The sequence below is a fragment of the Candidatus Williamhamiltonella defendens genome, assembly GCF_900699045.1.
GTDB classification, from domain to species: domain Bacteria; phylum Pseudomonadota; class Gammaproteobacteria; order Enterobacterales; family Enterobacteriaceae; genus Hamiltonella; species Hamiltonella defensa_A.
The window spans coordinates 445,730-471,105 of the sequence record NZ_CAADHL010000001.1; the positions used below are offsets into that span (position 1 = coordinate 445,730).

Annotated in this window: 22 protein-coding genes and 5 pseudogenes; 14 read left to right on the forward strand and 13 right to left on the reverse strand. The window is 35.9% G+C overall.

The features are described from left to right. Positions 1-64: 64 nt before the first annotated feature. The 3 genes from CICURV3402_RS02040 (at position 65) to CICURV3402_RS02050 (ending at position 2,326) form a co-directional block, all read left to right on the forward strand. A complete protein-coding gene (locus CICURV3402_RS02040; protein WP_158379630.1) occupies positions 65-868 on the forward strand; it encodes a PTS mannose/fructose/sorbose transporter subunit IIC in 804 nt (267 codons plus the stop codon). A 14-nt stretch (positions 869-882) separates the two neighbouring features. Beyond that, positions 883-1,776, forward strand: coding sequence for a PTS mannose transporter subunit IID (locus CICURV3402_RS02045; protein ID WP_158379631.1), 894 nt, complete (start codon positions 883-885; stop codon positions 1,774-1,776). Positions 1,777-1,861: 85 nt separating this feature from the next. Further along, positions 1,862-2,326, forward strand: coding sequence for a DUF986 family protein (locus tag CICURV3402_RS02050; protein ID WP_158379632.1), 465 nt, complete (start codon positions 1,862-1,864; stop codon positions 2,324-2,326). 159 nt (positions 2,327-2,485) lie between these two features. Here CICURV3402_RS02050 and recJ read toward each other — a convergent pair. Further along, positions 2,486-4,094: pseudogene (gene recJ / locus CICURV3402_RS02055) on the reverse strand (single-stranded-DNA-specific exonuclease RecJ); the annotation flags it as partial. A gap of 1,382 nt (positions 4,095-5,476) precedes the next feature. On the opposite strand from recJ, the gene CICURV3402_RS07500 reads away from it, so the two are divergent. After that, positions 5,477-5,668, forward strand: coding sequence for a hypothetical protein (locus CICURV3402_RS07500; protein ID WP_235667586.1), 192 nt, complete (start codon positions 5,477-5,479; stop codon positions 5,666-5,668). Between the two features lie 304 nt (positions 5,669-5,972). Here CICURV3402_RS07500 and CICURV3402_RS07505 read toward each other — a convergent pair whose 3' ends face one another. The 9 genes and pseudogenes from CICURV3402_RS07505 to CICURV3402_RS06440 all read right to left on the reverse strand — a co-directional run bounded on the left by CICURV3402_RS07505 (position 5,973) and on the right by CICURV3402_RS06440 (position 10,546). Beyond that, positions 5,973-6,254 carry a pyrimidine/purine nucleotide monophosphate nucleosidase domain-containing protein gene (locus tag CICURV3402_RS07505; RefSeq protein WP_407079047.1) on the reverse strand — a complete coding sequence of 94 codons (282 nt, stop codon included), beginning with the start codon at positions 6,252-6,254 and terminating at the stop codon, positions 5,973-5,975. 49 nt (positions 6,255-6,303) lie between these two features. Then, the gene (locus CICURV3402_RS07510) at positions 6,304-6,471 is read right to left on the reverse strand and encodes a hypothetical protein (protein ID WP_407079048.1); all 168 of its coding nucleotides are present in this window, start codon (positions 6,469-6,471) and stop codon (positions 6,304-6,306) included. A gap of 157 nt (positions 6,472-6,628) precedes the next feature. Next, positions 6,629-6,817: a hypothetical protein gene (locus CICURV3402_RS07515; RefSeq protein ID WP_407079049.1), complete on the reverse strand. Its 189-nt coding sequence runs from the start codon at positions 6,815-6,817 to the stop codon at positions 6,629-6,631. Between the two features lie 321 nt (positions 6,818-7,138). Further along, positions 7,139-7,228, reverse strand: coding sequence for a pyrimidine/purine nucleosidase domain-containing protein (locus CICURV3402_RS07520; protein ID WP_407079062.1), 90 nt, complete (start codon positions 7,226-7,228; stop codon positions 7,139-7,141). Between the two features lie 121 nt (positions 7,229-7,349). Next, complete coding sequence (gene dapD, locus CICURV3402_RS02070; protein ID WP_158379633.1) at positions 7,350-8,180, reverse strand: 2,3,4,5-tetrahydropyridine-2,6-dicarboxylate N-succinyltransferase; 831 nt, start codon at positions 8,178-8,180, stop codon at positions 7,350-7,352. A gap of 50 nt (positions 8,181-8,230) precedes the next feature. After that, positions 8,231-9,040, reverse strand: coding sequence for a type I methionyl aminopeptidase (map, locus tag CICURV3402_RS02075; RefSeq protein WP_158379634.1), 810 nt, complete (start codon positions 9,038-9,040; stop codon positions 8,231-8,233). Positions 9,041-9,192: 152 nt separating this feature from the next. Next, positions 9,193-9,816: pseudogene (locus tag CICURV3402_RS02080) on the reverse strand (two component system response regulator). Positions 9,817-9,884: 68 nt separating this feature from the next. Continuing rightward, positions 9,885-10,127: an Hpt domain-containing protein gene (locus tag CICURV3402_RS06435; protein ID WP_235667587.1), complete on the reverse strand. Its 243-nt coding sequence runs from the start codon at positions 10,125-10,127 to the stop codon at positions 9,885-9,887. 278 nt (positions 10,128-10,405) lie between these two features. Then, positions 10,406-10,546, reverse strand: a complete 141-nt coding sequence (locus CICURV3402_RS06440; protein ID WP_235667588.1) for a hypothetical protein — start codon at positions 10,544-10,546, stop codon at positions 10,406-10,408. A gap of 236 nt (positions 10,547-10,782) precedes the next feature. On the opposite strand from CICURV3402_RS06440, the pseudogene CICURV3402_RS02090 reads away from it, so the two are divergent. The 8 genes and pseudogenes from CICURV3402_RS02090 to CICURV3402_RS02135 all read left to right on the forward strand — a co-directional run. Beyond that, positions 10,783-11,088 (forward strand): annotated as a pseudogene (locus CICURV3402_RS02090) (helix-turn-helix domain-containing protein); the annotation flags it as partial. Between the two features lie 718 nt (positions 11,089-11,806). After that, complete coding sequence (sctI, locus tag CICURV3402_RS06450) at positions 11,807-11,875, forward strand: type III secretion system inner rod subunit SctI (RefSeq protein ID WP_235667615.1); 69 nt, start codon at positions 11,807-11,809, stop codon at positions 11,873-11,875. Positions 11,876-12,156: 281 nt separating this feature from the next. Next, positions 12,157-12,483, forward strand: a complete 327-nt coding sequence (locus CICURV3402_RS06455) for a hypothetical protein (RefSeq protein ID WP_235667590.1) — start codon at positions 12,157-12,159, stop codon at positions 12,481-12,483. A 1,716-nt stretch (positions 12,484-14,199) separates the two neighbouring features. Continuing rightward, positions 14,200-14,442, forward strand: coding sequence for a hypothetical protein (locus CICURV3402_RS06460; protein WP_235667591.1), 243 nt, complete (start codon positions 14,200-14,202; stop codon positions 14,440-14,442). Between the two features lie 422 nt (positions 14,443-14,864). Then, positions 14,865-15,251: pseudogene (locus CICURV3402_RS07825) on the forward strand (type III secretion system protein). A gap of 49 nt (positions 15,252-15,300) precedes the next feature. Further along, positions 15,301-16,459, forward strand: a pseudogene (locus tag CICURV3402_RS07325) (FHIPEP family type III secretion protein); the annotation flags it as partial. A gap of 6 nt (positions 16,460-16,465) precedes the next feature. Beyond that, the gene (locus tag CICURV3402_RS06480; protein ID WP_187306899.1) at positions 16,466-16,630 is read left to right on the forward strand and encodes a hypothetical protein; all 165 of its coding nucleotides are present in this window, start codon (positions 16,466-16,468) and stop codon (positions 16,628-16,630) included. After that, complete coding sequence (locus CICURV3402_RS02135) at positions 16,611-16,805, forward strand: FliM/FliN family flagellar motor switch protein (RefSeq protein ID WP_187306900.1); 195 nt, start codon at positions 16,611-16,613, stop codon at positions 16,803-16,805. Before CICURV3402_RS06480 ends, CICURV3402_RS02135 begins: the two co-directional genes overlap by 20 nt. Positions 16,806-16,969: 164 nt before the next feature. Here the strand turns inward: CICURV3402_RS02135 and lolE are convergent, their stop codons facing one another. From lolE to lolC, 3 genes are read right to left on the reverse strand one after another with little or no spacing between them, the layout of a single operon-like run. Further along, positions 16,970-18,223 (reverse strand): lipoprotein-releasing ABC transporter permease subunit LolE, encoded by a 1,254-nt coding sequence (gene lolE / locus CICURV3402_RS02140; protein ID WP_158379635.1) that lies wholly within the window; start codon positions 18,221-18,223, stop codon positions 16,970-16,972. Positions 18,224-18,243: 20 nt separating this feature from the next. After that, positions 18,244-18,936, reverse strand: coding sequence for a lipoprotein-releasing ABC transporter ATP-binding protein LolD (gene lolD, locus CICURV3402_RS02145; RefSeq protein ID WP_158379636.1), 693 nt, complete (start codon positions 18,934-18,936; stop codon positions 18,244-18,246). After that, positions 18,929-20,131, reverse strand: a complete 1,203-nt coding sequence (lolC, locus tag CICURV3402_RS02150) for a lipoprotein-releasing ABC transporter permease subunit LolC (RefSeq protein ID WP_158379637.1) — start codon at positions 20,129-20,131, stop codon at positions 18,929-18,931. Before lolC ends, lolD begins: the two co-directional genes overlap by 8 nt. Before the next feature lie 163 nt (positions 20,132-20,294). On the opposite strand from lolC, the gene mfd reads away from it, so the two are divergent. Together mfd and CICURV3402_RS06485 are read left to right on the forward strand one after the other, a co-directional pair. Next, positions 20,295-23,747 carry a transcription-repair coupling factor gene (gene mfd / locus CICURV3402_RS02155; RefSeq protein WP_158379808.1) on the forward strand — a complete coding sequence of 1,151 codons (3,453 nt, stop codon included), beginning with the start codon at positions 20,295-20,297 and terminating at the stop codon, positions 23,745-23,747. A gap of 385 nt (positions 23,748-24,132) precedes the next feature. Next, positions 24,133-24,318 (forward strand): thioredoxin domain-containing protein, encoded by a 186-nt coding sequence (locus tag CICURV3402_RS06485; protein ID WP_235667593.1) that lies wholly within the window; start codon positions 24,133-24,135, stop codon positions 24,316-24,318. Positions 24,319-25,376: the final 1,058 nt, after the last annotated feature.

Genomic DNA, 25,376 nt, shown 5'->3' on the forward strand with positions numbered 1-25,376 from the left:
TTTATTGTGCATAAATTAATTTTTTATTGTTTTTCAGGTTTTTATTAACAGCAGGAAAAGTTCAATGGAGATAACGACTCTTCAAATTTTACTTATATTTTTTATTGCATGCATTGTTGGCATGGACTCTGTTTTAGATGAATTTCAATTTCATCGTCCATTGGTTGCCTGTACTTTAATTGGCTTAGTTTTAGGGGATCTTAAAACAGGGATCATCATAGGGGGAACCCTTGAAATGATTGCCCTAGGCTGGATGAATATTGGTGCTGCAATGGCTCCTGATGTGGCTTTGGCTTCTATTATTTCTAGTATTTTAGTGATCGTGGGAGGACAACATATCGGCGTCGGGATCGCGTTAGCAATGCCTCTGGCAGCAACAGGGCAGGTTTTAACGATCCTTGTTCGCAGTATCACTGTTGCTTTTCAACATGCTGCTGACAGAGCTGCGGAGAAAGGCAATCTCAGAGCCATCAGCTTTTTACACATTTCTGCTTTATTTTTGCAAGCAATGCGTATTGCTATCCCTGTCTTGGTCGTTGTTTTATCGGTTAGCACCAGCGAAGTACGATCCGCACTGAGTTCTATTCCTGAAGTGGTCACAGGAGGATTAAATATTGCAGGAGGTATTATCGTAGTAGTCGGCTATGCTATGGTCATCAATATGATGGGAGCTCGATACCTGATGCCATTTTTTTATTTAGGATTTGTCACTGCCGCATTTATTCAATTCAACCTTGTCGCTTTGGGTGTCATCGGAATAGTCATGGCTATTTTGTATATCCAATTAAATCCGAAATATCATAAATCAGCGTATGAGCCATCAGATGCAAAAAAACTTTATAATGATCTTGATAACGAATTAGATTAATGCAGAGAAAAATTATGATTAATACGACTGAAACATCTCAAAAAGCAACCAAAACAATCGCAGATGAAAATGTAGCATCCAGTAAAAAAAAATTAACGGCAGGTGATATGCGTGCGGCATTTATCCGTTCTCATCTTTTTCAAGGTTCTTGGAATTTTGAACGTATGCAGGCATTAGGGTTTTGTTTTTCGATGATCCCTGCAATCCGCCGTTTGTATCCAGAAAATAATACTGAACGTCAACAAGCAATTAAACGCCATTTAGAATTTTTTAATACTCATCCTTACGTTATGGCGCCTGTCATAGGTGTCACGATGGCAATGGAAGAAAAACGAGCCAATGGTGCACGCATTGATGATGCAGCCATTAACGGAATTAAGGTCGGTTTAATGGGTCCTCTTGCCGGCGTGGGTGATCCTATTTTTTGGGGAACGTTACGTCCTGTTTTTGCTGCTCTCGGAGCAGGGCTTGCCATGAGTGGCAGCCTACTGGGACCTTTATTGTTTTTTATACTATTTAATTTTGTGCGTTTATTATCTCTCTATTACGGCATAACTTATGGTTACTTAAAAGGGATTAATATGGTGAATGACATGCAGGGAGGGGTCTTGCAAAAATTAACAGAAGGCGCTTCTATTCTTGGGTTATTTGTGATGGGTGCCTTAGTGAATAAATGGACACATATTAATATCCCTGTCGTTGTCTCTAAAATCACAGATCAAACAGGTCATATCACTGTCACGACATTACAAACGATTTTTGATCAACTTATGCCTGGTTTAGTACCATTACTATTGACCTTTGCATGTATGTGGATATTACGGCGAAATGTTAATGCGCTATGGATTATTTTAAGTTTCTTTACCATCGGCATCTTTGGTTATTGGCTTGGCTTTCTTTCTCCTTAATTCTTGAATACTCGTTTTAATTTCTGAACATAGATATTAAACAATAAAAATAGGAAAAAGTTAAGAAATTTTAGGAACTCACCTTATGTCAAAGGTCGATCATACTTTAATTATTTTCATCATTTCCTTGTTAATTTATGCCGTTTATAATGAATTTATTTTAAATTTCATCAAAGGAAAAACCCTTTTAAAGGTTAATTTAGAACGTAAAAATAAAGTTGATGCCACTATTTTAATAGGATTAACAATAATCTTCATATATAAAAATATGATAAATTTATCATCGTCTTTAACGATATATTTATTATTCTGTTTATTATTGTTAATAATTTATATATTTTATATTCGGTATCCAAAATTAATCTTTAAAAAAGATGGATTTTTTTATTATAATATTCTTATTAATTATAAACATATAAAAAATATAAAATTATCTGAAGACGGAATTTTAGCCATTTATTTAAAAAAACGATCAATATTTATCAAAGTGGTGTATTTTGAAGATTTAAAAAAAATGTTTCATGTCTTGCTTGAAAAGACCACATTTTGAGATATTTAAAAAGACGAGCGTTTAAAAGACAAATTAAGATGTTTTATATTACCTGATGAAATAAGGGTTTCACTATCCATTGTCTTCCCAAATACCCTAGATCATAAGTTGCAGTTGTGGCTGCTGAAGAAATACATTGACATCCAACTTATAGGCTCAAGTCACTTGTTTGAACAGGGGATACGGCCACGATTTTAGATCAACATTAAACGCAATCGCATCTAAAGGTATACCACCTTCAATCGGTTCCACTTGTAATTTAAGATGACAACCACAAAGTAGACGTTGTTGTAAAATGCGAAATTTTCCATCAAAAACGGGTTCCGGAAATCCTTGCCCCCCAAGGCCCTGCATCACGAATTAATTGTGCTGTTTCCAAAGAAATCTTATCAAGAGAGAGCTTACCATCTGACTAAATACTATTTTCAAGCTCTACGTTCTTTAAAGAGACCGCCACTCGTTCGTCAAAACATTGACGAAAGAAATCAAATTTATTCTGCTCCATCAATACACCAGCAGCCATGGCATGGCCGCCAAATTTATCAGTCCAGGATAGGCCCGGTCAAGCTGCTCTAAGAGATTTTACATATGTATATTCGCTACAGAACGACCAGAGCCCTTAAGCTGCCTGTTTTCTGTCGCTGCAAAAGCAATGGCTGACCGATCAAAACGATCTTTGATACGCGACGCTAAAATGCCGACTACACCTTGATGCCATCTAAGATGATAAAGAGCAAGACCCTGTGGGAGGATTTGATCATGATATTCAATTTTATGACATAGTTCTAATGCCTCTTTTGAATACTTTATTCAATTTCTTGTCTTGCTTTATTGAAAGCATCGAGATCTTTGGCCAACTCTCTGGCTTCAGACAGATCTTGCGTCAATAACAGAAAACCCCTACCGACATATTGTCTAAACGACCTGCCGCATTTAAGAGAGGAGCAAGAGCAAAGCCAAGGTTAGTGGCCGTTAAGCTTCGCGCGCCTCGCGAAGCCACTTCGAGTAAGGCAACGATACCAGGGCGACTATTGCCCGAACGAATGCGATTTAAGCCCTGATGTACTAAAATACGGTTATTTGTATCAAGTGGGACGACATCTGCCACTGTGCCTAAAGCTACTAAATCTAAAAATTCCGCCAAATTCGACTCCTGGATATTTTTATGAAATCGTCCCTCTTTTCTCAAATGCGCTCTTAATCCAAGCATCAGATAAAAAGTAACCCCGACACCTGCTATAGATTTAGGAGGAAAAGGACAATTAAGTTGATTGGGATTAATAATGGCATCTGCGTTAGGCAAGCGCTCAGTCGGAAGATGATGATCTGTAATCAGTACCTGCATGCCTTTGTGATGTGTCAAATCGACACCTTCATGTAAAGAAATGCCATTATCTGCAGTGATGATCAGATCTGCACCACGAAGAGATACCTGTTCCACTATCTTTGGAGTTAATCCGTAGCCTTCTTCAAAACGATTGGGTATCAAAAAACGCACATTTTGGGCTCCCATTGCTTCCAGTGCCATCATCGCCAATGCTGTACTGGTCGCGCCATCTACATCGAAAGCCCGCACAATCATTATCCGCTTTTGCAATAAGAAGACCTCTTTTAAAATCTGAATCGCGGCTTCTATACCTGCCAATGCTTGCCAATTGCATAAACTTTTTGTCCCTAGTGCCAGTTGTTGATCTGTTCTTATCCCTCGACTGGCATATAACTGGCGAATCACTTGAGGGTATGTTTCTGAGAGCGCATGATGGTGCATTTCCCTGCGGCGTAATTGTTTTTTGATATTTACGATGATTTCCGTTTTATAGAGGCATCTTGCAGTGGAGGTAAACCTCCATGGGTTTTTAACTGGATAGAGACTTTATTTTTCGTTCACATTAAATTTGAATAAGAGGTTAAGTGTATTAAATAAAAGAAGCAATTCTAAAACTGATCACCCACGATTTTTATCGGTAATAGTGCTGATAAGGAGATTAAATGATTTTACTAATTTAGGGGCATTTTAGGGTAATAAGCTAGAGCGTTTTTTAAAAGTTTTTAAAAATTAAAGTTAAGCTCTTTTCTGAAATGTATTTGTATTTAACTTAAGTAACACTTAATACAAGATATTTTTTGATTTTTGTGTGCCCTTTTGTAAGATTCAAACAAATTTTGTTTTAACATACTAAGCAGGCTCACGCAATTTATTTGCGTCACAAACAGCACTATCTCTCTACTAAAATTCAATACAAATAGCAGAGGTTTAAAAAACGGATTCAGTAGATTAAAAGATGCATCGACACAGACACCGACGCAAATACAGGCACAAGTACCGCTACAGAAAAAACAAGCGCCACCGCCAAATTCAGGAGGTGACACTTTTCAGAATAGATAAAAACGAGAAAAAAGCTATAACTAGTAACGAAAAAAATCGAATTCGGTGAATGAACGTTCTTCTTGGATAAAAGAGGATTTATGAAAGCCTGGTTAGGCTCTAAGTTATAGTTATACTGAGAAATTGCAGGTGCAGAATCATAAGCCAACAAATTCTACAGAAAAGCCTCAAACTACACTAGCAGAGAGAGAGACATATCCACCGACATCTCTAATGAAAAAGGACATGGAATAGCCAAAGAAAGAAACACAAGCACTAAAAAAATCTAAATTGCCATTAAAGCCAAATTTACTAGATAGATAGAAAACTCCGGTATCACCGCCGAGCGGGATGAAATCAGATTTATTACAAAATATTAACAAAGGTATTTTCAATCTAAAAAAAGTAGAAAAAATACCGAAAAACCGAGCGCTCTAACTGATTGGCAGTCTATGGTCAATCGCCCAATGATAATTTAACAATCTTACTCCGTGTACTGTTTCTTAAAGCAATTAGAATAGTTAATTGAATAAACTTCAAAATCCTCCTCTCTCAGAGGATTTATTTTTAATTGTTGATGAGGTTTGCTTTGTCTGTAGGTAAAGCGGCGTTGTATTAGCGGAATTTGTGTGTTTTTATGAGATATCATATGAATACACACTTTTCTCACGCTTATCAACAGCGTTTTAGCGGTATCAAGCGATTATATAGTTATAGCGCCCTCATCTTATTTTTACAGGAACATATTTGCGGGATAGGATAGAAGGCGTTGGAATCAAATATCCGTGATCATCATAGGAGCGGCAAAATGTCAAGGAGATCCTTGTTCTATTGCAGTCGCAGATTTAAAAAAACTATTCAAAATTCTTTCGCAAGCAAATGGAAAAAAATTAAAAGACCATTTTAATATTGTAAAAAATCGCAAAGGCAAATTAAAAACAGACTGTGTTTTTTCAAGAGAAACGTTGCTGTATTGACAACCAGATGGTTCTGTCTGCGCTTGATGTCCCTCTGCTTCAGGGAAAGGTATCAAGAGAATAGATTATGCATCGTGTTTTGGTTCTGTCACCATAATGACGGCCATTTTTGGATTGATTGCCGTCTCTCATGCTTTCAAAAAAACTGCTCAAAAAAGCAGTCCTTAAGCCTAATCACGCTGTACGATGCTTGATGCTTCGCACTTTTCGCACTAAAAATTTTAACCCATCAACTGATGGAAAGCATGAAATCACACGATCAGATCGTAAGAGGTGATTTAATAATCAAAATGATAAAGAGCAATCACAGCTGATTGACAAAAGTGGATAAGATGTCAATTTCATAACAGGGTTGATAAGTCGTTCCGGTTAATTTCATTCGTTCTTGATGAATAAAATTTTCTAATAATTGATCCAATTGTTGCAACATGTTTGGATCTCCTTTAAGTTTAAAGAGGCCTTGAGTTTTTACAGCTTGTATGGTTTTGTCTTTGATATTAACGGCTACAATGCCTAAGAAAGCACAACGTAAGTCCGCCGCAAGCGCCTCTGTCGATTGATAGCATATTAGATTGAGATCTGCCATATTTTGATGCGTTAGATTAAACAGATGCTATTGTTTTATTTAAAATAAATCAACCAGTTGAAACTACAGGCATCTTTTGTGTAGCAACGATTTTCTTTAATTTTTCATCATTTTTTGTTTGTTGTCCGACTTCTTGCTCATGACTAATCATAATTTGATAAAAACAACCGGTTTGAGGGCCCAATGTTTCGATAACAAACGTATTAAGTGCATTCAAATATTCCGCACTTTTTCTGGGCCAGTGAGAATCAGTGGTAAAATCTGATGCCTGTTTTTAACATCTATCAAAATACTTAAAAGATAGAGAAATTCTTCTACTGTGCTGACACCACCATGGAAAATAATAATGTCGTACGCCATGAGTAAAAAAGATTCTAAGCGTTTTTATCTGGCATAATAATCAGCTCGTTAACCACGGGGTTGGTTAGCTCCGAGACAATAATAGAAGGTTCCGTAATACTAATAAAACGCCTTTTTTTATATAGTTGCTGAGCGTGAGCAATCACCGCACCTTTCATTGGCGCTTCGATGACACCTGGTTCGCATCCTGTGCAGATATTCAATTCTCTCAAACCCAACGGATGCCCAACCTGATGAGTATATAAATACTCTTGTGTGTTAATAGAATGGCCTCCCCGACAAATGATAAGATTAGGTTCTTAGTGAGTATAAAACACTCGCGCATGACGGAGTATAAAAAACTTGATTTGCTAAATAAACAGAAGCCGTTGAATCTTGCAGAAATAGAATTTCTGACATTTTACTGTATAAAAATAAAATATCGCATAATACAAAAAAGAGATTCGCTTGTAATAGTTTAATTGTTTTTAATCAATAAGAACTGCAGTAGAGGGATTGATCAGCTCCAGTTCAATACCGCATTCTTAGCGTAATATATTGATCCGAAAATCTTCATAACGTGATAATAATTCTTTGCTATCGTCCGTTTCGCTACCTAAACTGAGTACAGCCAGCGCCTCATGACGAAAAAGATCATATAAACAGGTATTTTATATTTATTTGAGCCTCTCTACTTCTAGATGAACAGATCTATAGAACCAAGTGAATTGATATTTAGTATCAAAATGATTCCTTTTATAGGCATGCATCGTAACGCAGCAATTGATTCAGAGAGATTTTTTCTTTTGTTTTAGCATCTACTTTTTTCACAATAATGGCAGCATATAGGCTGTGGCTTCCATCTTTAGCAGGGAGGCTGCCTGGAACAACGACGGCGCCGGCAGGAACACGACCATAATACATCGTTTGAGTTTCACGATCATAAATACGTGTACTTTGGCTGATAAACACACCCATAGAAATCACAGCGTTTTCTTCCACCACCACGCCTTCAACGATTTCTGAACGAGCACCAATAAAACAGTTGTCTTCGATAATAGTCGGATTGGTTTGTAGAGGTTCCAAAACACCTCCAATACCCACACCGCCTGATAGGTGAACGTTTTTACCAATTTGGGCGCAAGAGCCCACTGTAGCCCAAGTATCGATCATTGTGCCCTCATCAATAAAAGCGCCGACGTTAACATAAGATGGCATTAAAACCGTATTTTTCGCGATAAATGCGCCTTTTCGTACTGTTGCTTGGGGAACCACACGTAAGCGTTCACGTGAAAATCTGTCACTTTGATAAGCTGAAAATTTCAAAGGTATTTTATCGTAATACGCTGTTTCTAATCCTTTTATCATCTGGTTTTCATGAATATAAAAAAAGAGTAGGATTGTTTTTTTTAGCCATTCATATGTTACCCAATGTCCATTGATTTTTTCGGCAACTCTTCTTTCGCCTCTGTCTAATTGCTCAATAATCTCATTAATGGTCTTCCTCAGCGAGGGGGCTACATTCTTTGCTGTAATACTGGCGCGATTTTCATAGGCATTCTCAATTATCTTTTGTGCGTCTGACATGTTCATATTTTCTCAATATAAGTAAATGTTTTGATGTATCTCAAAAAGATTTATCTGCAAGAGGATGAGTCCTGATGCTGAATCAGCTTAGAAATAGGTTCATCTGGACGCCAAGTTAAAATTTCGCATCCATCATGAGTGACTGCAACAGTGTGTTCATATTGTGCGGATAAGCTGCGGTCTTTGGTTTTGACTGTCCATTTGTCTTTCATGACTCGAATATGCGCTTTGCCTGCATTCACCATAGGTTCAATCGTAAAAGTCATACCTGCTTTCAAAATAAGACCATGATCTTCATCATCATAATGTAATACTTGAGGATCTTCATGAAATATTCGGCCTATACCATGTCCACAATATTCCCGTACAACAGAAAAATGATGTGATTCAACAAAAACTTGTATGGCTTTTCCTAATGAGCGCAGACGAATACCAGGCTTCACCATTTTAATTCCTAAATAAAGCGTTTCTAAGGTGATACGACACAGACGTTCAGCGATAATCGTCGGTTTTCCGACCATAAACATCTTGGAAGTATCGCCGTGAAAGCCATCTTTGAAGACAGTCACATCGATATTGAGAATGTCTCCTCTTTTTAAAATTTTTTCATGAGATGGAATACCATGACAAATTACATCATTAAGCGAAATACAAACTGATTTTGGAAAACCCCGATAGCCTAAACAAGCAGGAATAGCTTTTTGCTGATTTGTAATATAATCATGGCAAATACTATCTAGTTCACCGGTTGACCTCCCTTCTTGCACATGAGGTTCAATCATTTCTAACACTTCGGCTGCTAAACGACCAGCGACTCGCATTTTTTCGATTTCTTCAGATGTTTTTATAAAAATAGACATAAAAGCACTTGCTACTCCTCACTGCCGTTTTGAAAATGTTCGTGTGAATATTTTAATTTATCTTTTCAATAAAAATGATTGATTCTACATGGAAAGTACGCACTTATCTCTTCATGGAATTTGTATACAGAAGTCCTAGGTGTAGTTTTTATCTAAACATTAATACCTAAACGTTGCGACCACTGAATCAATTGAGCTACTTTATGGACATCAAGTTTTTTATCATATTAAGACGATGTGTTTCTACCGTTTTTTCACTATATAAAGTCTATCTGCAATGATTTGATTGGAAACCCCTTCTGTAATCAGTTGGAGAATTTGTCGTTCACGGGAGGTTAATATATAAGAAGAATGCTCCGATTCTTTGATGAATTTCAGTACACTATCAACATTTAAAGTAGGGTCTATATATTTTTTCCCTATAAGTACGGTTTGCACCGCCCCATTAAAATTTGTTGGGGGCTTTTAAATCACATAACCCAGAGCCCCTATTTTTAATATTTGACTCGCATACTGCTCTTCTTCTCGAGCAGTTAAGAATAAAATATTCAGTTATGGCCATCGGCGATGTAATTGCAAAATCACTTCTTGACCATTCATTTCAGGTAATTCTAAATCCAGGATGACCATATCAGGTTCTGTTTGAACATATAAATTATAAATATCTAATCCATTCTCTGTTTTCCCTATTGATAACGTTTATAATGCAACAACATATTATTAATACCATAAACAATGAGGTCATGATCATCCACGATCAATATTTTTACGTTCATACTTTTTTCATCTTTCTCTTAGCTTTCAAAAAAAATTTTTTAATTAATTACTTATATTATTTTTTTAATTAAATTTTTAATTCTTTAATATCTTTTTCTGTTATTTGATTCTTTTCATGAATATTTTCTAACTCTACCACTTTTTCTTGCAATTCAATGAATCCTACTTGTCCTACACACCCTTTCAATTTATGTAAATGATCGGATAGATAGATTGGATCCGGATTGTGAATAGATTCGGCTATCTCTTTATCTAACTTTGATATGGATAAATATATTTTTGATATTAGTTTTTTGTTTTTTGTATCCAAAACGGGTCTTAGCGTGAATACCTGCGCGACTAAAGAGATATCTCGCTTTATCTGAAATTGAGCTGATAGGTCAAGAATACCGGAGAGATCTGCTATAGTTACGGGCTTACATAAATAATCATTTATGCCTGCTTTATAAACTCCTTGTTTTTCTGAAGGACTCGTGTTAACGGTTAAAGCAACAATCAGGCATTCTTTATCCCTATTTTTAGATCTGTTCTCTACAATTTAGTCGTTTGTAAACCATTGAGCTTTGGCATACGAATGTCCATCAACACTCAATCAAAGCATTGATCATGGACTAGTTCAGGCGCTTCATCACCACTATGAGCCAATTCCACGTCATGACCCAATTCAGACAACATCATGCCTATAATTTTAAAATTTATTTCTGAATCATCTATTAATAAAACGCTCATTTTCCGAGGTTAGACGGATAATTTTGATGTAGCGCGATGTTCTTGTTCAAAAAGTATTTTATTACATTTGAATAAAGCTTGCCTGGCAGATAAAGCAGATCTTTACCCAAAAGTTTTGGTTGACTTCATTATTTGACAGATACACTAATCCCCCAAGCAGTCAGTTTAGGGATTAATGAAGAGGGAACAGATAAACCTCCTACTGAAAATAGTAGGAGGCGTATATTTTTCATTAAAATGAGTTGTTAGAATTTTTTAAAAAATAGTCTCGATGCATGGAATTTTTCACGCTATGCCGAAAAACTAGGCGTATCATCACACAAATTAAATTTCTTATTTTATCAAAAGTTTAGAAAGTCCATAAAGCGTTGGCGCTTAGATAAGCGTTTAAAAAAAGATTAGAATTGCTCAAATCGACTCGACTACGTGTTTCTGATATAGCAATGGAGTGTAATTTTAGTAATCATGCTCATTTTTCAGATAGTTTTCGTCGTCGCTATCAGCATTCGCCTGCGCAATTGCGTACTTTAATCCACAATTAAGAGAAAACCATAAATATTGAATCTTTCATAAATATGCTGTCAGATAAAATGTCAAAAATTTCTCAAGATTTAAAAGCAAAAATATCCTCTACTGGCCTCAATAATCCTGGCCAAATGGTAAAAAAAATGCGGTATAGCATACAGCAGTATAGTAATTTAGTTAATACTCAGAGTTCATGAGTCAAAGTATTTCAAGATCTTTTAGTTCGCTTATTTCAAAAATATAACGAGACTTTCAAAGTCTTGTCGGCAACTGATCGTTGAAGCCGCTATTGCTAGCCTCAACCACAATTTTGTAAAGAAAGTCGTGCAATCATAAAATCTCTGCCTTTTTTAGTGCCTAATATTAACGTCCGTTTAACTTGTCATCCTTATTACTGCATGGTCTTAGTGAAACTCAAAAGGCAATCAATTTACTTAAAGACAGTTCATTAGAAGAAGCTATATTGCTGCGAGAAATATTTTTAAATTTTGAAATATAAAAAATAAAAAATTAATATCCAGATAAAACATTATTTTGGCGAGATGACTATGACCACTTAGTAACCTATTATTGCGTTAACTGAGCATCTGCAAAACGTTCAAAAAGATAAAAAACGCAAGAAACTCCTGAAAAAATTAATCATTTTTTGATCTAATTTATAATAACAAGCCTGTAATAGCTACCCCTCAAGATGCACTTGGTATTCAATATGGTGTCGCCCACACAATAATAAAAATTGATTTAGATGCTAAAATTGCGGGCGTTTTGTGGCAAGGAATTGATAAATTAGTGAATATGCCATGAGGTCTGTAAGACGTATGTTTTATATATTTTTAATAAAACTCTCTTTAAACAATTGTAACGTATAACTTTATGCTTGATTAGCTCAGTCTGAAGCCAATCAAATTTTAGAGTTTCTAATGCTTCACCATATCAATGCTGAAAAACAGCAAAACAACGATAGCAGCGTGACTGTACATATTGACCGTAAGCATTTTATCGATGCAGTTGAGCTATTGCGATAAAATGGCTTCCCTCGCAGCAATTATGTCACTGTGGATAAAATATTTCCTTCAAATAAACTGGTGACTTCTCCTATGCAAGAAAAGGATAAGATAGTTTACATTAAAGAGCAGCACTTAGAAAGCATGCTCATCCATATGGAAGAAGTGATTCGTGTTGATGTCAACATTGCTTTTGCCGCACCTTCAAACGATAAAAGCATCAACCCTAGTTCTGTCTCAATATTTATCAAATATTTTCCTGAAATCAATTTAGAAATTTATCAATCTCAAATTAAAAATTTGATTTACGATGCTATATCCGGGATTGATTACTCACAAATACGTATATTAATGCAGCCTAACAATTTTCAATTTACTCCTAAAAACATAGCAGAAGCAGACAACTAATAAAAACAGGAACAATCACATGCTACTTTAGAATGGGTATTAGGGCCCATTAAAGTAATATAGATAGTTTTGGCTAATGTGCAGGAATGATAGCCATATTGTCAGTAGTGGTTTGGATCAGGTATTTACGAAAATGAAAGACTAAAATGAACCTATTTATCCCAATTTAGAACAAAAGTGTAACGGTATTAAGACAATTTCCAGTCAGCTCTTACATTTACACCAACTGGTTTGGCAACCCGCTCGTTTTGCTGATCCTGTGTACTTAACTAAAGCAGGTTTAAAATCGTAAATCTACTGTTACGGGAATTCTCCTGCTCTTGATGCAGCTTTGAACCGTTATCTCATTCATGTGCGCAACTTTCCACTCAAACCTCTTCTCGCTGTTTTAACAGATTAACAAAAGTCAGATTTACTCTTAGAATCTCGTTTCAAGAAACTCTCTATGGCATTAGGTCTTATAAGCTTTAAATGCGTAGAATATATAAGAATAGTGCATGATCGTTAGGCGTTTCATCCCACTCTTCATGAAATAGATATGCGCCAACTTTTAGGAATTGGCTGTCCATCTTAAAGTGCTATCAGCTTAACTCCCGATTTATTACTAAAGATTGCCAGACAGTTGGGTCATAGCATTTTTCATTCGATAGAATCAGGTAATTTAATTTGGCGTGCATTCTCTATTTTTTACCTTTACCTAGAGCTATCCATTTTCCTTAAGCATATCTTTGGCTCAGACGTTTGAAGCGCCTTTTATGAGCAAGCCTGTCATATGCGGATCAAATAATACAATAGTTCACCACCAATCGGGCCTTACATCCCCCTCAAAATTTTTTAAAAATTGCCTGGAAAAAAACAATAGAAGAACGAGCTCACAAAAAAAGTCAGGGCGATCTTACAGCATGCAGAGGAAGAAAAAATAGCCATATTGAGGGAAGCTCAACTAGAGGCAGAAAAAATAAAACAAAAGCAACAGGATAAATTAGAAGCTTGCCTCCTTAAACGACATGTAAAATGGTTATTAGAGAATAAAAAATCGAGGCATTTTAGTAGAAAGTGTTCGCCAAAATATTATACAAGCTATCACCATAGTCATCAGAAATTGGGCCGGCCAGCAATCTATTGATGAAATCTTGGTTACCCGTTTGGTCGATAAAGTGGAGAAGTTAGCAAACAAGGCAGCTTAACTTTAAGGGTACATCCAAATCGCTTATCCTCTCTATTACATGAAACATTCGCTCATCGTTTACTTTTATCCGAAGATGAGACTTTAGATATCAATCAGGCCATTTTGGCTTATCCATTACTGTCAGTATATGTTTGCCTGGATCGTCATTTATTAGAATTAATCATCTGGATAGAATCCGCATCAGAGCGGATAGAATCATGAGTACAATCAACAACCATCATTCACTCTTGATTAATGATATTTATAATTGTCAGTCAGCTGAAAGTGAAAAAAACCACGCATGCTCACCAAAGATCCCTTGTTAGCTCTGTTATGGAAATTATCTTCGCACAACATATACAATTAAGCAGTCAAACTGAAACGATAGAAATGATGGGACTTAAGATAGGAGAATATTACAAACAGCTGCAAAATACGCGCTCTGAAAAAAGTAAAAACTTTCTACTTCAATTCATTGAGAACCAAGAAAAAAACGGTTTGAATGATTTACTAAAAAATTATCTCATCATGCCAATTCGGATTTACTGTTGGCTCAACAAATATTAAAAACTGGTTTTTTATTAACACAGCAGGGGCATAACCTTTTGCGGCGGCGCCAATTATCAAATCAACTCGCAGATTTAATAGAGCAAGAAGGTTGGAAAATTTCCTTATTTAGTCTATTAGAATTTAATAACATGCCCGCTGCAAATTTTTCTCGCCTAAGACGCCTTTTTCAACAGGTGATAGATGATGAAGAATATTCCGTGATAAATTATTTTGAAAAATAAAGAATGGAAAGATCCTAAGCGTAAGATTAGAGTCCTTTTGCTTGCCATAGCATTTGCATTGAATTCACAAACAGCTCCAGAGAAAGGGCGGAGGCTAAAAATAATGATCGATCGATTAAAACGCTTTCTTCTTTTCCTTAGTCTAGATGAGCCTTGTGAAGTGATGACATCTTCTTATGGATGCGGAGGTGACATCTTACGATCCGAAGTATTACAAATAACAGCTCAATCTTGAGGCTTCAAAGATTAGCTAGAAGAGCGTTTAGATGATGCTTTCAATTTAGATAATCTATAAAAACACCAATTTATTTTTGATTTAACCGAGCTTTTCAAAAGTATGCCTGATGGCCGTTTTACAGACGATGATCATCGTGAACAAATTTTAGAAGTCTTTTCTTCTTTTGAATGTTTAACTTTAAAAAGTGGATATCAATCTCGTCGTCACTCGTAACTTGCAACTGTTTGTTCGATTAGCTCAACTGCCTTGTGAATTGATTAAATCCTGTATGGAATGGAGAATCAGGCAACAGGCCGTTTTTTTAGAGGTTCATCAACAAAGAGTATTATGAATAACAGGATGTTTACAGGAATATGCGAACAATATTCAATTGTTTGATTTGCAAAAGCGTTGGTGTCTCGAACGTTTTCAAGGTATACTGAAAAGTATCTACTTATTAAATGCAGGTGTTATAATCATATGTTGTTTTGATGGCTCATCCATAGCCGAGCTCTGGTATCAAATTTATTTACAGCAATATGCATTATTGCAATCTCTGCCAGGCACATGGTCACGATACGAGATGAAATAAAAAAGCTCTCAGTTTACTGTTAGAGAGCAAAGCTATTTCCTTGGCGGTGATGTTGCTTGTCGCTATATTTATGATAATCCTACCATTACCCACAGCATTGATCGATGTCTTGATTGCAGTTAATCTGGGGCTTTCTACTATTTTACTGATGATTTCTATTTACATTTAGGATCCACTTAAATTTTCAGTATTCCCTTCTTTATTGCTGATCACGACTTTATATCGACTTACCTTAACCATCAGTCGTTTAATGTTACTACAGCATGATGCCGGTGAAATTATTGAAGCCTTTAGACAATTTGGGGCGGTAATCTGACAGTATGTCTGATTATCTTTAGCATTATTACTGTTATTCAATTTATCGTCATTACAAAGGGTTCAGAACGGGTTTCTAAAGTAAGCGCACGATTTTCTTTGTATGGAATGCCCGGTAAACAAATAAGTATTGATGGTAATTTACGATCAGGATCTATCGATTCAGCTGAAGTGAGGAGATAAAGAGAACGAATTCAAAAAGAAAGTCACTTATTTGGTGCGATGGATGGTGCGATAAAATTCATTAAAGAAAACGAAATTGCAAGTATAAATTTGATTTTGTTAAATATTATTGGTAGTATTTTAGTTAGGTTTTTTAATACCAGATGTCTGTAACCGAGGCATTACAAACTTATGCGGTTCTTTCTATCGGAGATGGTTTAGCCTCTCAAATCCCTTCCCTCCTGATTTCAATCACTGCGGAGATTATAGTAACACTAGTACCAGGAAAAGAAAGAAAAAGAAAAAGTCATTGCAAATGAATTAACTAATCAAGTGGGCAAACAACCTGAAGCTTTATGGATGTCCGGCAGTACTTTGCTCGTATTTTCATTAATCCCAGGTTTTCCTTTTTTCGTTTTTGCTTTGTTGGCTTCTCTTGTTGCCAGACACGCTTTTCTTGTTTATCAGAAAAAAGAAGCTCAGCTAATCTAAATCTATGGATTTCAATTCCGACTGGAAACCTCAAAGTAAAATGAAGTCAGGGGCAATGCCTTTAGCGCTTTATTGTGCGCCCAATTTAAACCGATCTAATCTCAAAATGGCAATTGATTCACTACGTTTACGTCTTTTGAACACCTTGGCCTACTAGGCCATGAAGTCGTTGTGCGTATCAAGCACGAATTATAAAAAATGTTTTATCCATCAGCGTTTATCAGGATAAGAGTATTAAAAGTGGTATGAGTAGAAAATGCATTGCTGATCGAACGGCCTTTAAAGCACCTTCATCAGAAGGCTCTCCGGATGCATCATCACCTGATGTTCTTCCTGAATTTGAAGAAGAGCCAAAAAATCTCTTTAAATTAATTCACACAGACTTTGGTGATGGAAATTGGTCTCATTAACATATCAATCCAGGATCTGAACCAACTTTTTATTGGCAAAACATTAAATTGTAAACCGAGCTTTTATGAAGAAGTGGCGATTCACTTAAATGCCAGGAAGATAGGATCTGGTAACTTATTGAGCTGTGACGGAGAATGGATTGTGCGTATTGAGCAGTGGTTATTGAATAAATAGGGTGGGCAGTTCGTCAATTCATCTGTCTTAGTCTTAATAGCATTCATGCAAAATTCCTTTTAAAAATCAATCATCCCAAAAATATCGTGTTATCCTGAACTAAATCCCGAATTTATTATTCGTATATCAATTCAGTTTGATTTCAATTAAATGATCGATACTATTTAATTTGTACCGCTCAATACTTTAGCAGGATCTAATTTGTTGGCTCGACGTGCTGGATACCAACTAGCTATTAAACTAAGTAATAATGAAGTCATAAATACGTAAAATACGTCAAACCAATGCAGCTCAACGGGGAAAAAATTGATAAAATAAATATCCCCAGACAAAAATGAATAACCCATCCATTTTTCCAGTAAGTGCATGATTTCAGTTAATTTTAGTGACAGTAGAACACCAAGAAATACGCCACTGATACTACCAATTAAACCTGTCCATAAACCATAAAAAATAAAAATAGTTTGTATGAGTTTATCTTGAGCTCCTAATGTACGTAATATAGCAATATCATTTTTTTTATCTTTTACCACCATGATGAGAGTCGAAACGATATTAAAACTGGCCACACTCATCACTAATACCATCGCGATATACATGATGCTTCGAATCATTTGAATATCATGATACATATAACCATAGGTAGAGATCCAACTACTAAAATTGACAGCGCTTTTTATAGATTGAGCTGCTTTATGAGTGATATGCTCTGCATTAAAAATATCCTTTATTTTTATTTTAATGCCACTTATTTTATCACCCATTTCTAAATATTGTTGTGCATCTAACAAGGGAATGATAGCCAGATTATAGTCTAATTGACCACTGAGCTGAAATACGCCTATCACTTGTAGATGTATCCGCTTTGGTTTTAATAATCTGATTTGAGGATTTATGTTAGGGATCAGGATGGTTAGCCATGACCCCACTTTAACACCGAGAATGTTTGCTAAGCCTTGACCCAAAATAATTTGTTTCTGGTTGGCTTTAAATTTTTGCCAAGCATCATTAAGAATGAAATCGGGTAAAATACTAATGCTGTGTTCCCTTTTTAGGGAAACGCCATTGATCTGCACAGCTCGAATTTTTGTTTCATTTTCTATTAAGCCCGTAAAATCAATGTAGGGAGCCGCTGAAATAATACCTTTTATTTTTTCTAGACGATTTAAAATAAGAGGCCAATCATAAACAGACAAATTAAGAAAATGAATTTGTCCATGTGGTACCACTGCAAGCACCCTGTTTTTTAATTCTCTTTCAAAACCATTCATGGTACTAAGACTAATAATGAGCACTGCAACCCCTAGCGCAATCGAAAAAATCGAAATTAAAGATAGCAGAGATACCATCCCTCCTTTTCGCCGATCATAATTGAAACGCCAAGCGATTAACCATGCTCTTGCAAATAGCAATGTCATTCTTACCGTGCCTCGGATAACTATAAAATTGGATGCAAATGGCCATCAGTCATTTCCAATTGTTGATTTATGCGTTTTGCATATTTTAAATCATGGGTTACGACCAGAAAGGTCGTGCCTTGATTTATGTTTATTTGACTTAATAGATTAAAGACGGCTTCTGCATTTTTTTGATCTAGATTACCGGTTGGTTCATCCGCAAGTACTAAAGAAGGTGTATTAACTAACGCACGAGCAACAGCGACTCTCTGGCGTTCCCCACCAGACAGTTGGGAAGGACGATGTTGATGACGATTATCTAGGCCGACTAATTCAAGAATAGTCAATGCTTTTTGTTTGGCTGTTCGTGCTTTTTCTCCAGCAATCAATAAAGGCATGGAAACATTTTCTAGAGCAGTAAAATCTGGAAGAAGGTGGTGGAATTGATAAATAAACCCTAAATGATGATTACGTAACTTTGCTTTTTTTGAAGCAGAAAGGTGATGTATCATGTCACCTTTAAAAAAAATTGCACCAGAACTTGGTGAATCAAGCCCTCCCAATAAATGTAACAATGTACTTTTTCCAGAACCAGAGCTTCCGACAATGACCATCATTTGGCCGGATTGAAGCGTAAATGTAATATTTTTTAACACATTTTCATGCAATTTTCCTTCTCTATAAGTTTTACAAAGTTTTTCACAATGCAACAATGGAGGAGCATTTTTATTCATAGCGTAATGCCTCGGCAGGTTGAAAGTTAGCTGCACGCCAAGAAGGATAGAGAGTAGCTAAGAGCGCCATGAATATAGCAGACAGACTAATAATAAACACCTGCATAGGATCAATGCTAACAGGCAAGGATTCCCCTGCTATTAATAGCCCTAAAATAGGAAGTAATTCTTCTAATTGACCTGTTAATATTATTCCTAATAATACCCCTAAAACACTGCCAATAATTCCAGATGTTGAGCCTTGCACTATAAATATGGCCATAATTTGGTGCTGAGTAAAACCTTGAGTTTGTAAAATAGCGACTTCCCGTTGTTTATCTATTACTAGCAAGCCTAATGAAGTCATAATATTAAAGGCTGCCACAATGATGATAAGACTTAATAATAGCCCCATCATATTTTTTTCCATTTGCATTGCTTGAAAAAGTGCGCCTTTGCGTTCACGCCAATCTTTCCATACTGTGCCCTCTGGTAGTTTTTGCTTGCTTAATGAGACGACCTTAAGAGGTTGAGTCAAAAATAAACGCCAACCTGTAATATCCCCTAAGGGATAACGCATTAATCGAGAAGCATCTTGCTGGTTCACAAAAAATTGATCAGCATCAACTTCACTATTTGCAGAAAAAACGCCAACTAGGGTGAATAAGCGTTGACTTAGCATACCTCCCATAGGAGTAAGCTGACGGACGCTAGGCACAATTAAACGAACGGTATCACCGGATTGAATCCCGAGTTGCTGAGCTAATTTAGCTCCCATGATGATGCGGTATTGGCCTTTTTGAAGTATATTTTGATGAACATTAATAAAATATTTTGAAAGAGGTTCATATTGTTCTGGATTAATCCCCACCATGACACCGGCACTGATATTTTGTGAACTCTGTATCACAACATCACTAGTAGTGATAGGTTCAATATGTTTGATGCCTTTTAAATTCTGTAATTTAGAGACAGATATTTTTTGAGGATCAATCACATTTTCAAGAGTTGTAATTAATGCCTCAGGCATAAGCTCTAAAACATTATTTTGCAAATCTCGTTCAAATCCATTCATCACAGATGAAACTACAATCATTGACATGACTCCAAGCATAATTCCGATACTAGAGAGCGATGAAACTAAACAACCGAAACGGTCAGAACGTCTTCCATAAATATAACGTAAACCAATAAAAATCGTGACAGGCTGATACATGCAAATTAAGATCCTGTTTCTAAAGTAAAGTCTTCAAGGATAATAAAGGCTCCAACCATTTTATGGAACTACTCGTATTTATATTTGCGAGTTTTATCGCATAATTTATAATCAGGTTTTCTTTTACTAATTTTTATGTTTATCCATTATGTTAAATAAAATAATCTCTCAAAAAGACCGTTATAAATTGCCAACTGCACCTTCTGACGTACGACAATTAGGTCAATTAACAGGTTCTGCATACATTTTGGAGTGTGCTGAAATCATTGAACGTCATCTGGGGCTTGCCATCCTAATAACCCCGGATAGGAAAACTGGGCTGCAGTTAGAATATGAACTTCAAGCATTTACCTCTCATCCCATTTCCATTTTGCCTGATTGGGAAACTTTACCCTACGATCATTTTTCTCCTAATCAATCGATTATTTCTGATCGGTTAGCTTGTTTATATCAGCTGCCAAGTCGAAATCGTGGCGCATTTATTGTTCCCATAAACACTTTTATGCAGCGAATTTGTCCTTATTCTTTTTTGCATCGTCACGCCATTTTTTTTAAAAAAAACCAACGTTTGTCCGTTGATCTATTGCGTCTTCAACTCGATAAGGCAGGTTATCGTTCTGTACATCAGGTCATGGAGCATGGTGAATTTGCTATTCGTGGCAGCTTGCTTGATTTATATCCTATGGGGAGTGAAGAACCCTATCGAATTGATTTTTTTGATAATAAAATAAAGAGTTTGAGAGTGTTCAACGTCGATACACAGCGCACTTTATCTGAAATTGAACAAATTAATTTGTTACCTGCTCATGAGTTTCCTATTGATAACACAGCCATTGAATCGTTTCGTAGTAAGTGGCGCGCACAATTTGAGATACATCGTGATCCAGAACATATCTACCAACAAGTCAGCAAAAATATTTTTCCTGCAGGCATTGAATATTGGCAGCCGCTTTTTTTTAATGAGCCATTGGATACTTTATTTGATTATTTATCTTCTGATGTTTTGTTGATGAATATAGGTGATATACAGGCCGCAGCGGCAGGTTTTTGGAAAGATATTTATCAACGTTATGAGCATCGACGCATTGATCCCAGGCGCCCGTTATTGGCGCCTGATAAATTATGGTTAAATGTACCAGAGTTTTTTAGCAGACTAAAAGCTTGGCCTCGTATTCAGTTAAGAACTGAGACGCTACCTAATAAATCTGCAAATACAAATTTGCCTTACGAGCCATTACCAGAGCTAGCTGTACAACGATCTCAAAAAAATCCTTTGATGCATTTATATGATTTTATAAAACGCTTTAAGGGCATTGTAGTGTTTTCAGTAGAAACTAAAGGTCGTCAAGAAGCACTCCGGGATCTCTTAAAGTCGATTGAAATCGATCCAATTTTGATTTTTTCATTAGATGAAGCCATGCAACATGGGTATTATTTGATGTTAGGAGCCATGGAACGTGGTTTTATTGATACTCAGCGGCTTCTGGCTTTTATTTGTGAAAGTGATTTTTTGGGTGAGCAAGTTAATTGTAGTCGACAAGACAATCAACGGATCATTAATACGGATGCTTTAATACGTAACTTGATGGAGCTTCGCCCTGGCCAGCCTATTGTACATCTCGAACACGGAGTGGGTCGTTATCTTGGCCTAATAAACTTAGAAACAGGTGGTATTCAAGCCGAATATTTAATTTTAGGTTATGCAAATGAAGATAAACTTTATGTTCCGGTTTCTTCTTTAAATGTCATTACGCGTTATTCAGGTTCTTCAGACGAAGATGCGCCTTTACATAAATTAGGAGGGGATGCTTGGACAAAAACATGTAACAAAACACTCAAAAAAGTACGGGATGTGGCCGCAGAACTGTTAGGTATTTATTCTCAGCGAGCCGCAAAACCCGGGTTTTCATTTAAGAATGACTATGAACAATATCAGTTGTTTTGCGAAAGCTTTCCTTTTGAGACCACCCCAGATCAAGAAAAGGCTATTCATGCTGTATTAAATGATATGTCTCGGCCATTAGCGATGGATAGACTTGTTTGTGGAGATGTCGGTTTTGGAAAAACGGAAGTGGCGATGAGAGCCGCTTTTTTAGCAGTCATTAATCATAAACAAGTGGCTGTTTTAGTGCCAACTACTTTACTTGCTCAGCAGCATTTTGCTAATTTTCGCGATCGTTTTGCTCATTGGCCGATTCAAATCGAAATGCTTTCACGGTTTCGAACCGCCACAGAACAACAAAAGATCTTACAAGAACTGGCGGAAGGAAAGTTAAATATCCTTATAGGAACGCATAAATTATTGCAAAATGATTTGTGTTGGAAAGATCTGGGTTTGTTAATCGTAGATGAGGAGCATCGTTTTGGTGTACGTCACAAAGAGCGCATAAAAGCAATCCGAACGGATGTTGATATCTTGACCCTAACGGCAACGCCGATTCCTCGTACACTGAATATAGCAATGAGTGGCATACGAGATTTATCTATTATTGCTACCCCTCCTGCTCGGCGTCTTTCCGTAAAAACATTTGTAAGAGAATATGACTCGCGTCTAATCAAGGAAGCGATATTGCGTGAAATTTTAAGAGGTGGTCAAATTTATTATCTTTATAATGAGGTTAAAACCATTGAAAAAACTTATAAAACCTTAAAAGAATTGGTGCCTGAAGCACGAATTACCTTGGCTCACGGACAAATGCGAGAACGGGATCTAGAACGTGTGATGAACGATTTTTATCATCAGCGCTTCAATTTATTGATTTGTACCACGATTATTGAGACCGGTATCGATATTGCAAATGCGAATACCATTATTATTGAAAAAGCCAATTATTTTGGTCTTGCACAACTTCATCAATTACGTGGTCGCGTTGGACGTTCCCATCATCAGGCTTATGCCTATTTACTGACGCCTCCCGCACAGGCCATAATAAATGATGCAAAAAAACGTTTGGAGGTCATTGCCTCATTGGAAGATTTAGGTTCTGGATTTGCTTTGGCCACTCACGATCTTGAAATTCGTGGTGCTGGAGAATTATTGGGAGAAAACCAAAGTGGTCAAATCAATGCAGTGGGGTTTTCTCTTTATATGGCAATGTTAGAAAATGCAGTAGAGGCTTTTAAAAAAGGCAAGGATCCTTCATTGGAATCATTTATTCGTCCTCAATCTGAAATTGAAATGCACCTTCCAACGCTCCTTCCTGAAAATTTTATTCCTGATGTTAATATTCGTTTGTCTTTTTATAAAAGAATTGCAAATGCGAATAATCATATTGAATTGAATGAGCTTAAGATTGAATTAATTGATCGTTTTGGTTTACTGCCAGATGAGGTGCAGTATCTCTTAAAAACAGCTTATTTCCGACAGCAATCAGAAAAATTAGGCATTAAGCGAATTGAAAGTCATGAAAAAGGAGGATTTTTAACTTTTAGAGACGATCATCAAATCAATCCCGCTTATTTAATTGGTTTATTACAAAAAAACTCAACAATTTATCGTTTAGAAGGCTCCAAACGATTGAAATTTATTCTCAACTTACAGAATAAAAACGAGCGTCTTAAATTTATTGAAAATCTTTTATCATCTTTAGAAGATCATAGATTGATAATAGCTTGAATTAATTCAAGAGATAAATAGATTATCGTTTAAAAAATTTTATGATGAAAATGCGAAATTTTTCGCAGCTTTATATTTTTCTGCTATCAAATATCAATTTTTGACTGAAACAGCATGATAAAGAAAAGTATATTTTTACCTCTCTATTTAAAATTCCAGAAAGAGCTGGCTATTCAAAGTCCTAGAGTGTCATGTTAAAAAACTATCAAGACAGAAATCACGGTTTCAAATCGGTTTTAAAGAGGTTTGTAAGGAGATTAAAAATGACACAAACAGTATTATTTCAGGGCAAAGCAACCAGAGTTTCAGGAAAATTTATTGAATCAGGTAATAAGGCCCCCTTCTTTCACACTGGTTGGAAAAGATTTATCAGAACATTCACTCAGTGATTATTGCAGAAAAACATAAAATTCTGAATATTTTCTCAAGCATTGATACTTGTGTGTGTGCCGCTTCAGTACGTCGATTTAATAAATCAGCAACTGAACTCGATAATACTAGTGAGCTGGTGAGAGACATGACTACTGAGCCTAATGACGAAGCTGCTTTCGAAGCGTTAAAAAAACTCTAATATTGCTGCCGTTCTCGGCAGTAGAAAATTTCAAATATCGGCAAAAATAGCAGATAAACAGACAAAAGAGATTATTCTAGTGAATGAGGGCTCTTGTGCATCAAAATTGAAAAGATCCCATCATTTTTAGCTATGATCTAGTTATCTGCTCTGTCTGTGAAGAGATTAAGAAAAGAAAAACATCAAGTGTGCTCTGAGATTCAACGTTTTTTTGGCAGGATAAAAATATCAAAGACTGTCTTTACATTTTTTCATTAACCGGATCTGACTTTTTTCGTTTCTCAGTGGCTGATTTTAAAGTATTTTTATTTATTTTCATGTGTGAAAATTTTAGTTGTAAAGCAAAACAAAACTATCCTATTCTTTATGTGGAGTAATTTTAGTCTCTTTAAAATGAGGAACCAATCGAGTATGCATCCTTACGATAATTAGATGCCTCAGAAAAATTATTTTTTACTTTCATACAATCTGAAAAGACATTCGTTACTTTTTTAAAAGTTACTTTAGTCTCTAGAGAGATTAACATTCAAATCTCCTGTCGATACTTTATGTCGAGTTTTATAAGGTTAATAAGCTCAATGAACAAACCCATTAACATATTTGATAAAATTAGTGCTGGATATTCTTTATGGTCACTTTTGCTAAAACCACCATTTGTAGCGTACTGACAATATGTACTTTCGGTATCGAAGAATGCAGATATGTTTTCTAATACATTTTATTTGAACTTGTTTCGCCGTTTCTACTTACATGAAGTGTGGGTGATATATTTTAGAGTATGTATTTGTTACCTCTTTAAAGGTTTCAGTGAGATTTTCTTATTATAAAGTATTTTGGCGCTATAAGAGTTATTTGTGGCATGTCAGTTGTCTTAGAGTAGTTTATTGATGTTAGAGGCACATAATTTCTTCTTATGACTAAAATTTACCGTCATTTTTTATGAAAATGGGTGAAAATGTAAATAAATTATTATATAAAATATTAAATAAGTATAAATATTTCAATTGAGTATTGATATCACGCTACGTTAATTGATTGAATAAGTTATTTACCATTGT

Excerpts from the sequence above, each read along its gene's own strand:
- CICURV3402_RS02040 (WP_158379630.1), top strand. The coding sequence starts at position 65 with ATGGAGATAACGACTCTTCAAATTTTACTTATATTTTTTATTGCATGC.
- CICURV3402_RS02045 (WP_158379631.1), top strand. The coding sequence starts at position 883 with ATGATTAATACGACTGAAACATCTCAAAAAGCAACCAAAACAATCGCA.
- CICURV3402_RS02050 (WP_158379632.1), top strand. The coding sequence starts at position 1,862 with ATGTCAAAGGTCGATCATACTTTAATTATTTTCATCATTTCCTTGTTA.
- CICURV3402_RS07505 (WP_407079047.1), bottom strand. The coding sequence starts at position 6,254 with ATGGCAGATCTCAATCTAATATGCTATCAATCGACAGAGGCGCTTGCG.
- dapD (WP_158379633.1), bottom strand. The coding sequence starts at position 8,180 with ATGTCAGACGCACAAAAGATAATTGAGAATGCCTATGAAAATCGCGCC.
- map (WP_158379634.1), bottom strand. The coding sequence starts at position 9,040 with ATGTCTATTTTTATAAAAACATCTGAAGAAATCGAAAAAATGCGAGTC.
- CICURV3402_RS06440 (WP_235667588.1), bottom strand. The coding sequence starts at position 10,546 with ATGAGCGTTTTATTAATAGATGATTCAGAAATAAATTTTAAAATTATA.
- CICURV3402_RS06480 (WP_187306899.1), top strand. The coding sequence starts at position 16,466 with ATGAGTAGAAAATGCATTGCTGATCGAACGGCCTTTAAAGCACCTTCA.
- CICURV3402_RS02135 (WP_187306900.1), top strand. The coding sequence starts at position 16,611 with ATGGAAATTGGTCTCATTAACATATCAATCCAGGATCTGAACCAACTT.
- lolE (WP_158379635.1), bottom strand. The coding sequence starts at position 18,223 with ATGACATTGCTATTTGCAAGAGCATGGTTAATCGCTTGGCGTTTCAAT.
- lolD (WP_158379636.1), bottom strand. The coding sequence starts at position 18,936 with ATGAATAAAAATGCTCCTCCATTGTTGCATTGTGAAAAACTTTGTAAA.
- lolC (WP_158379637.1), bottom strand. The coding sequence starts at position 20,131 with ATGTATCAGCCTGTCACGATTTTTATTGGTTTACGTTATATTTATGGA.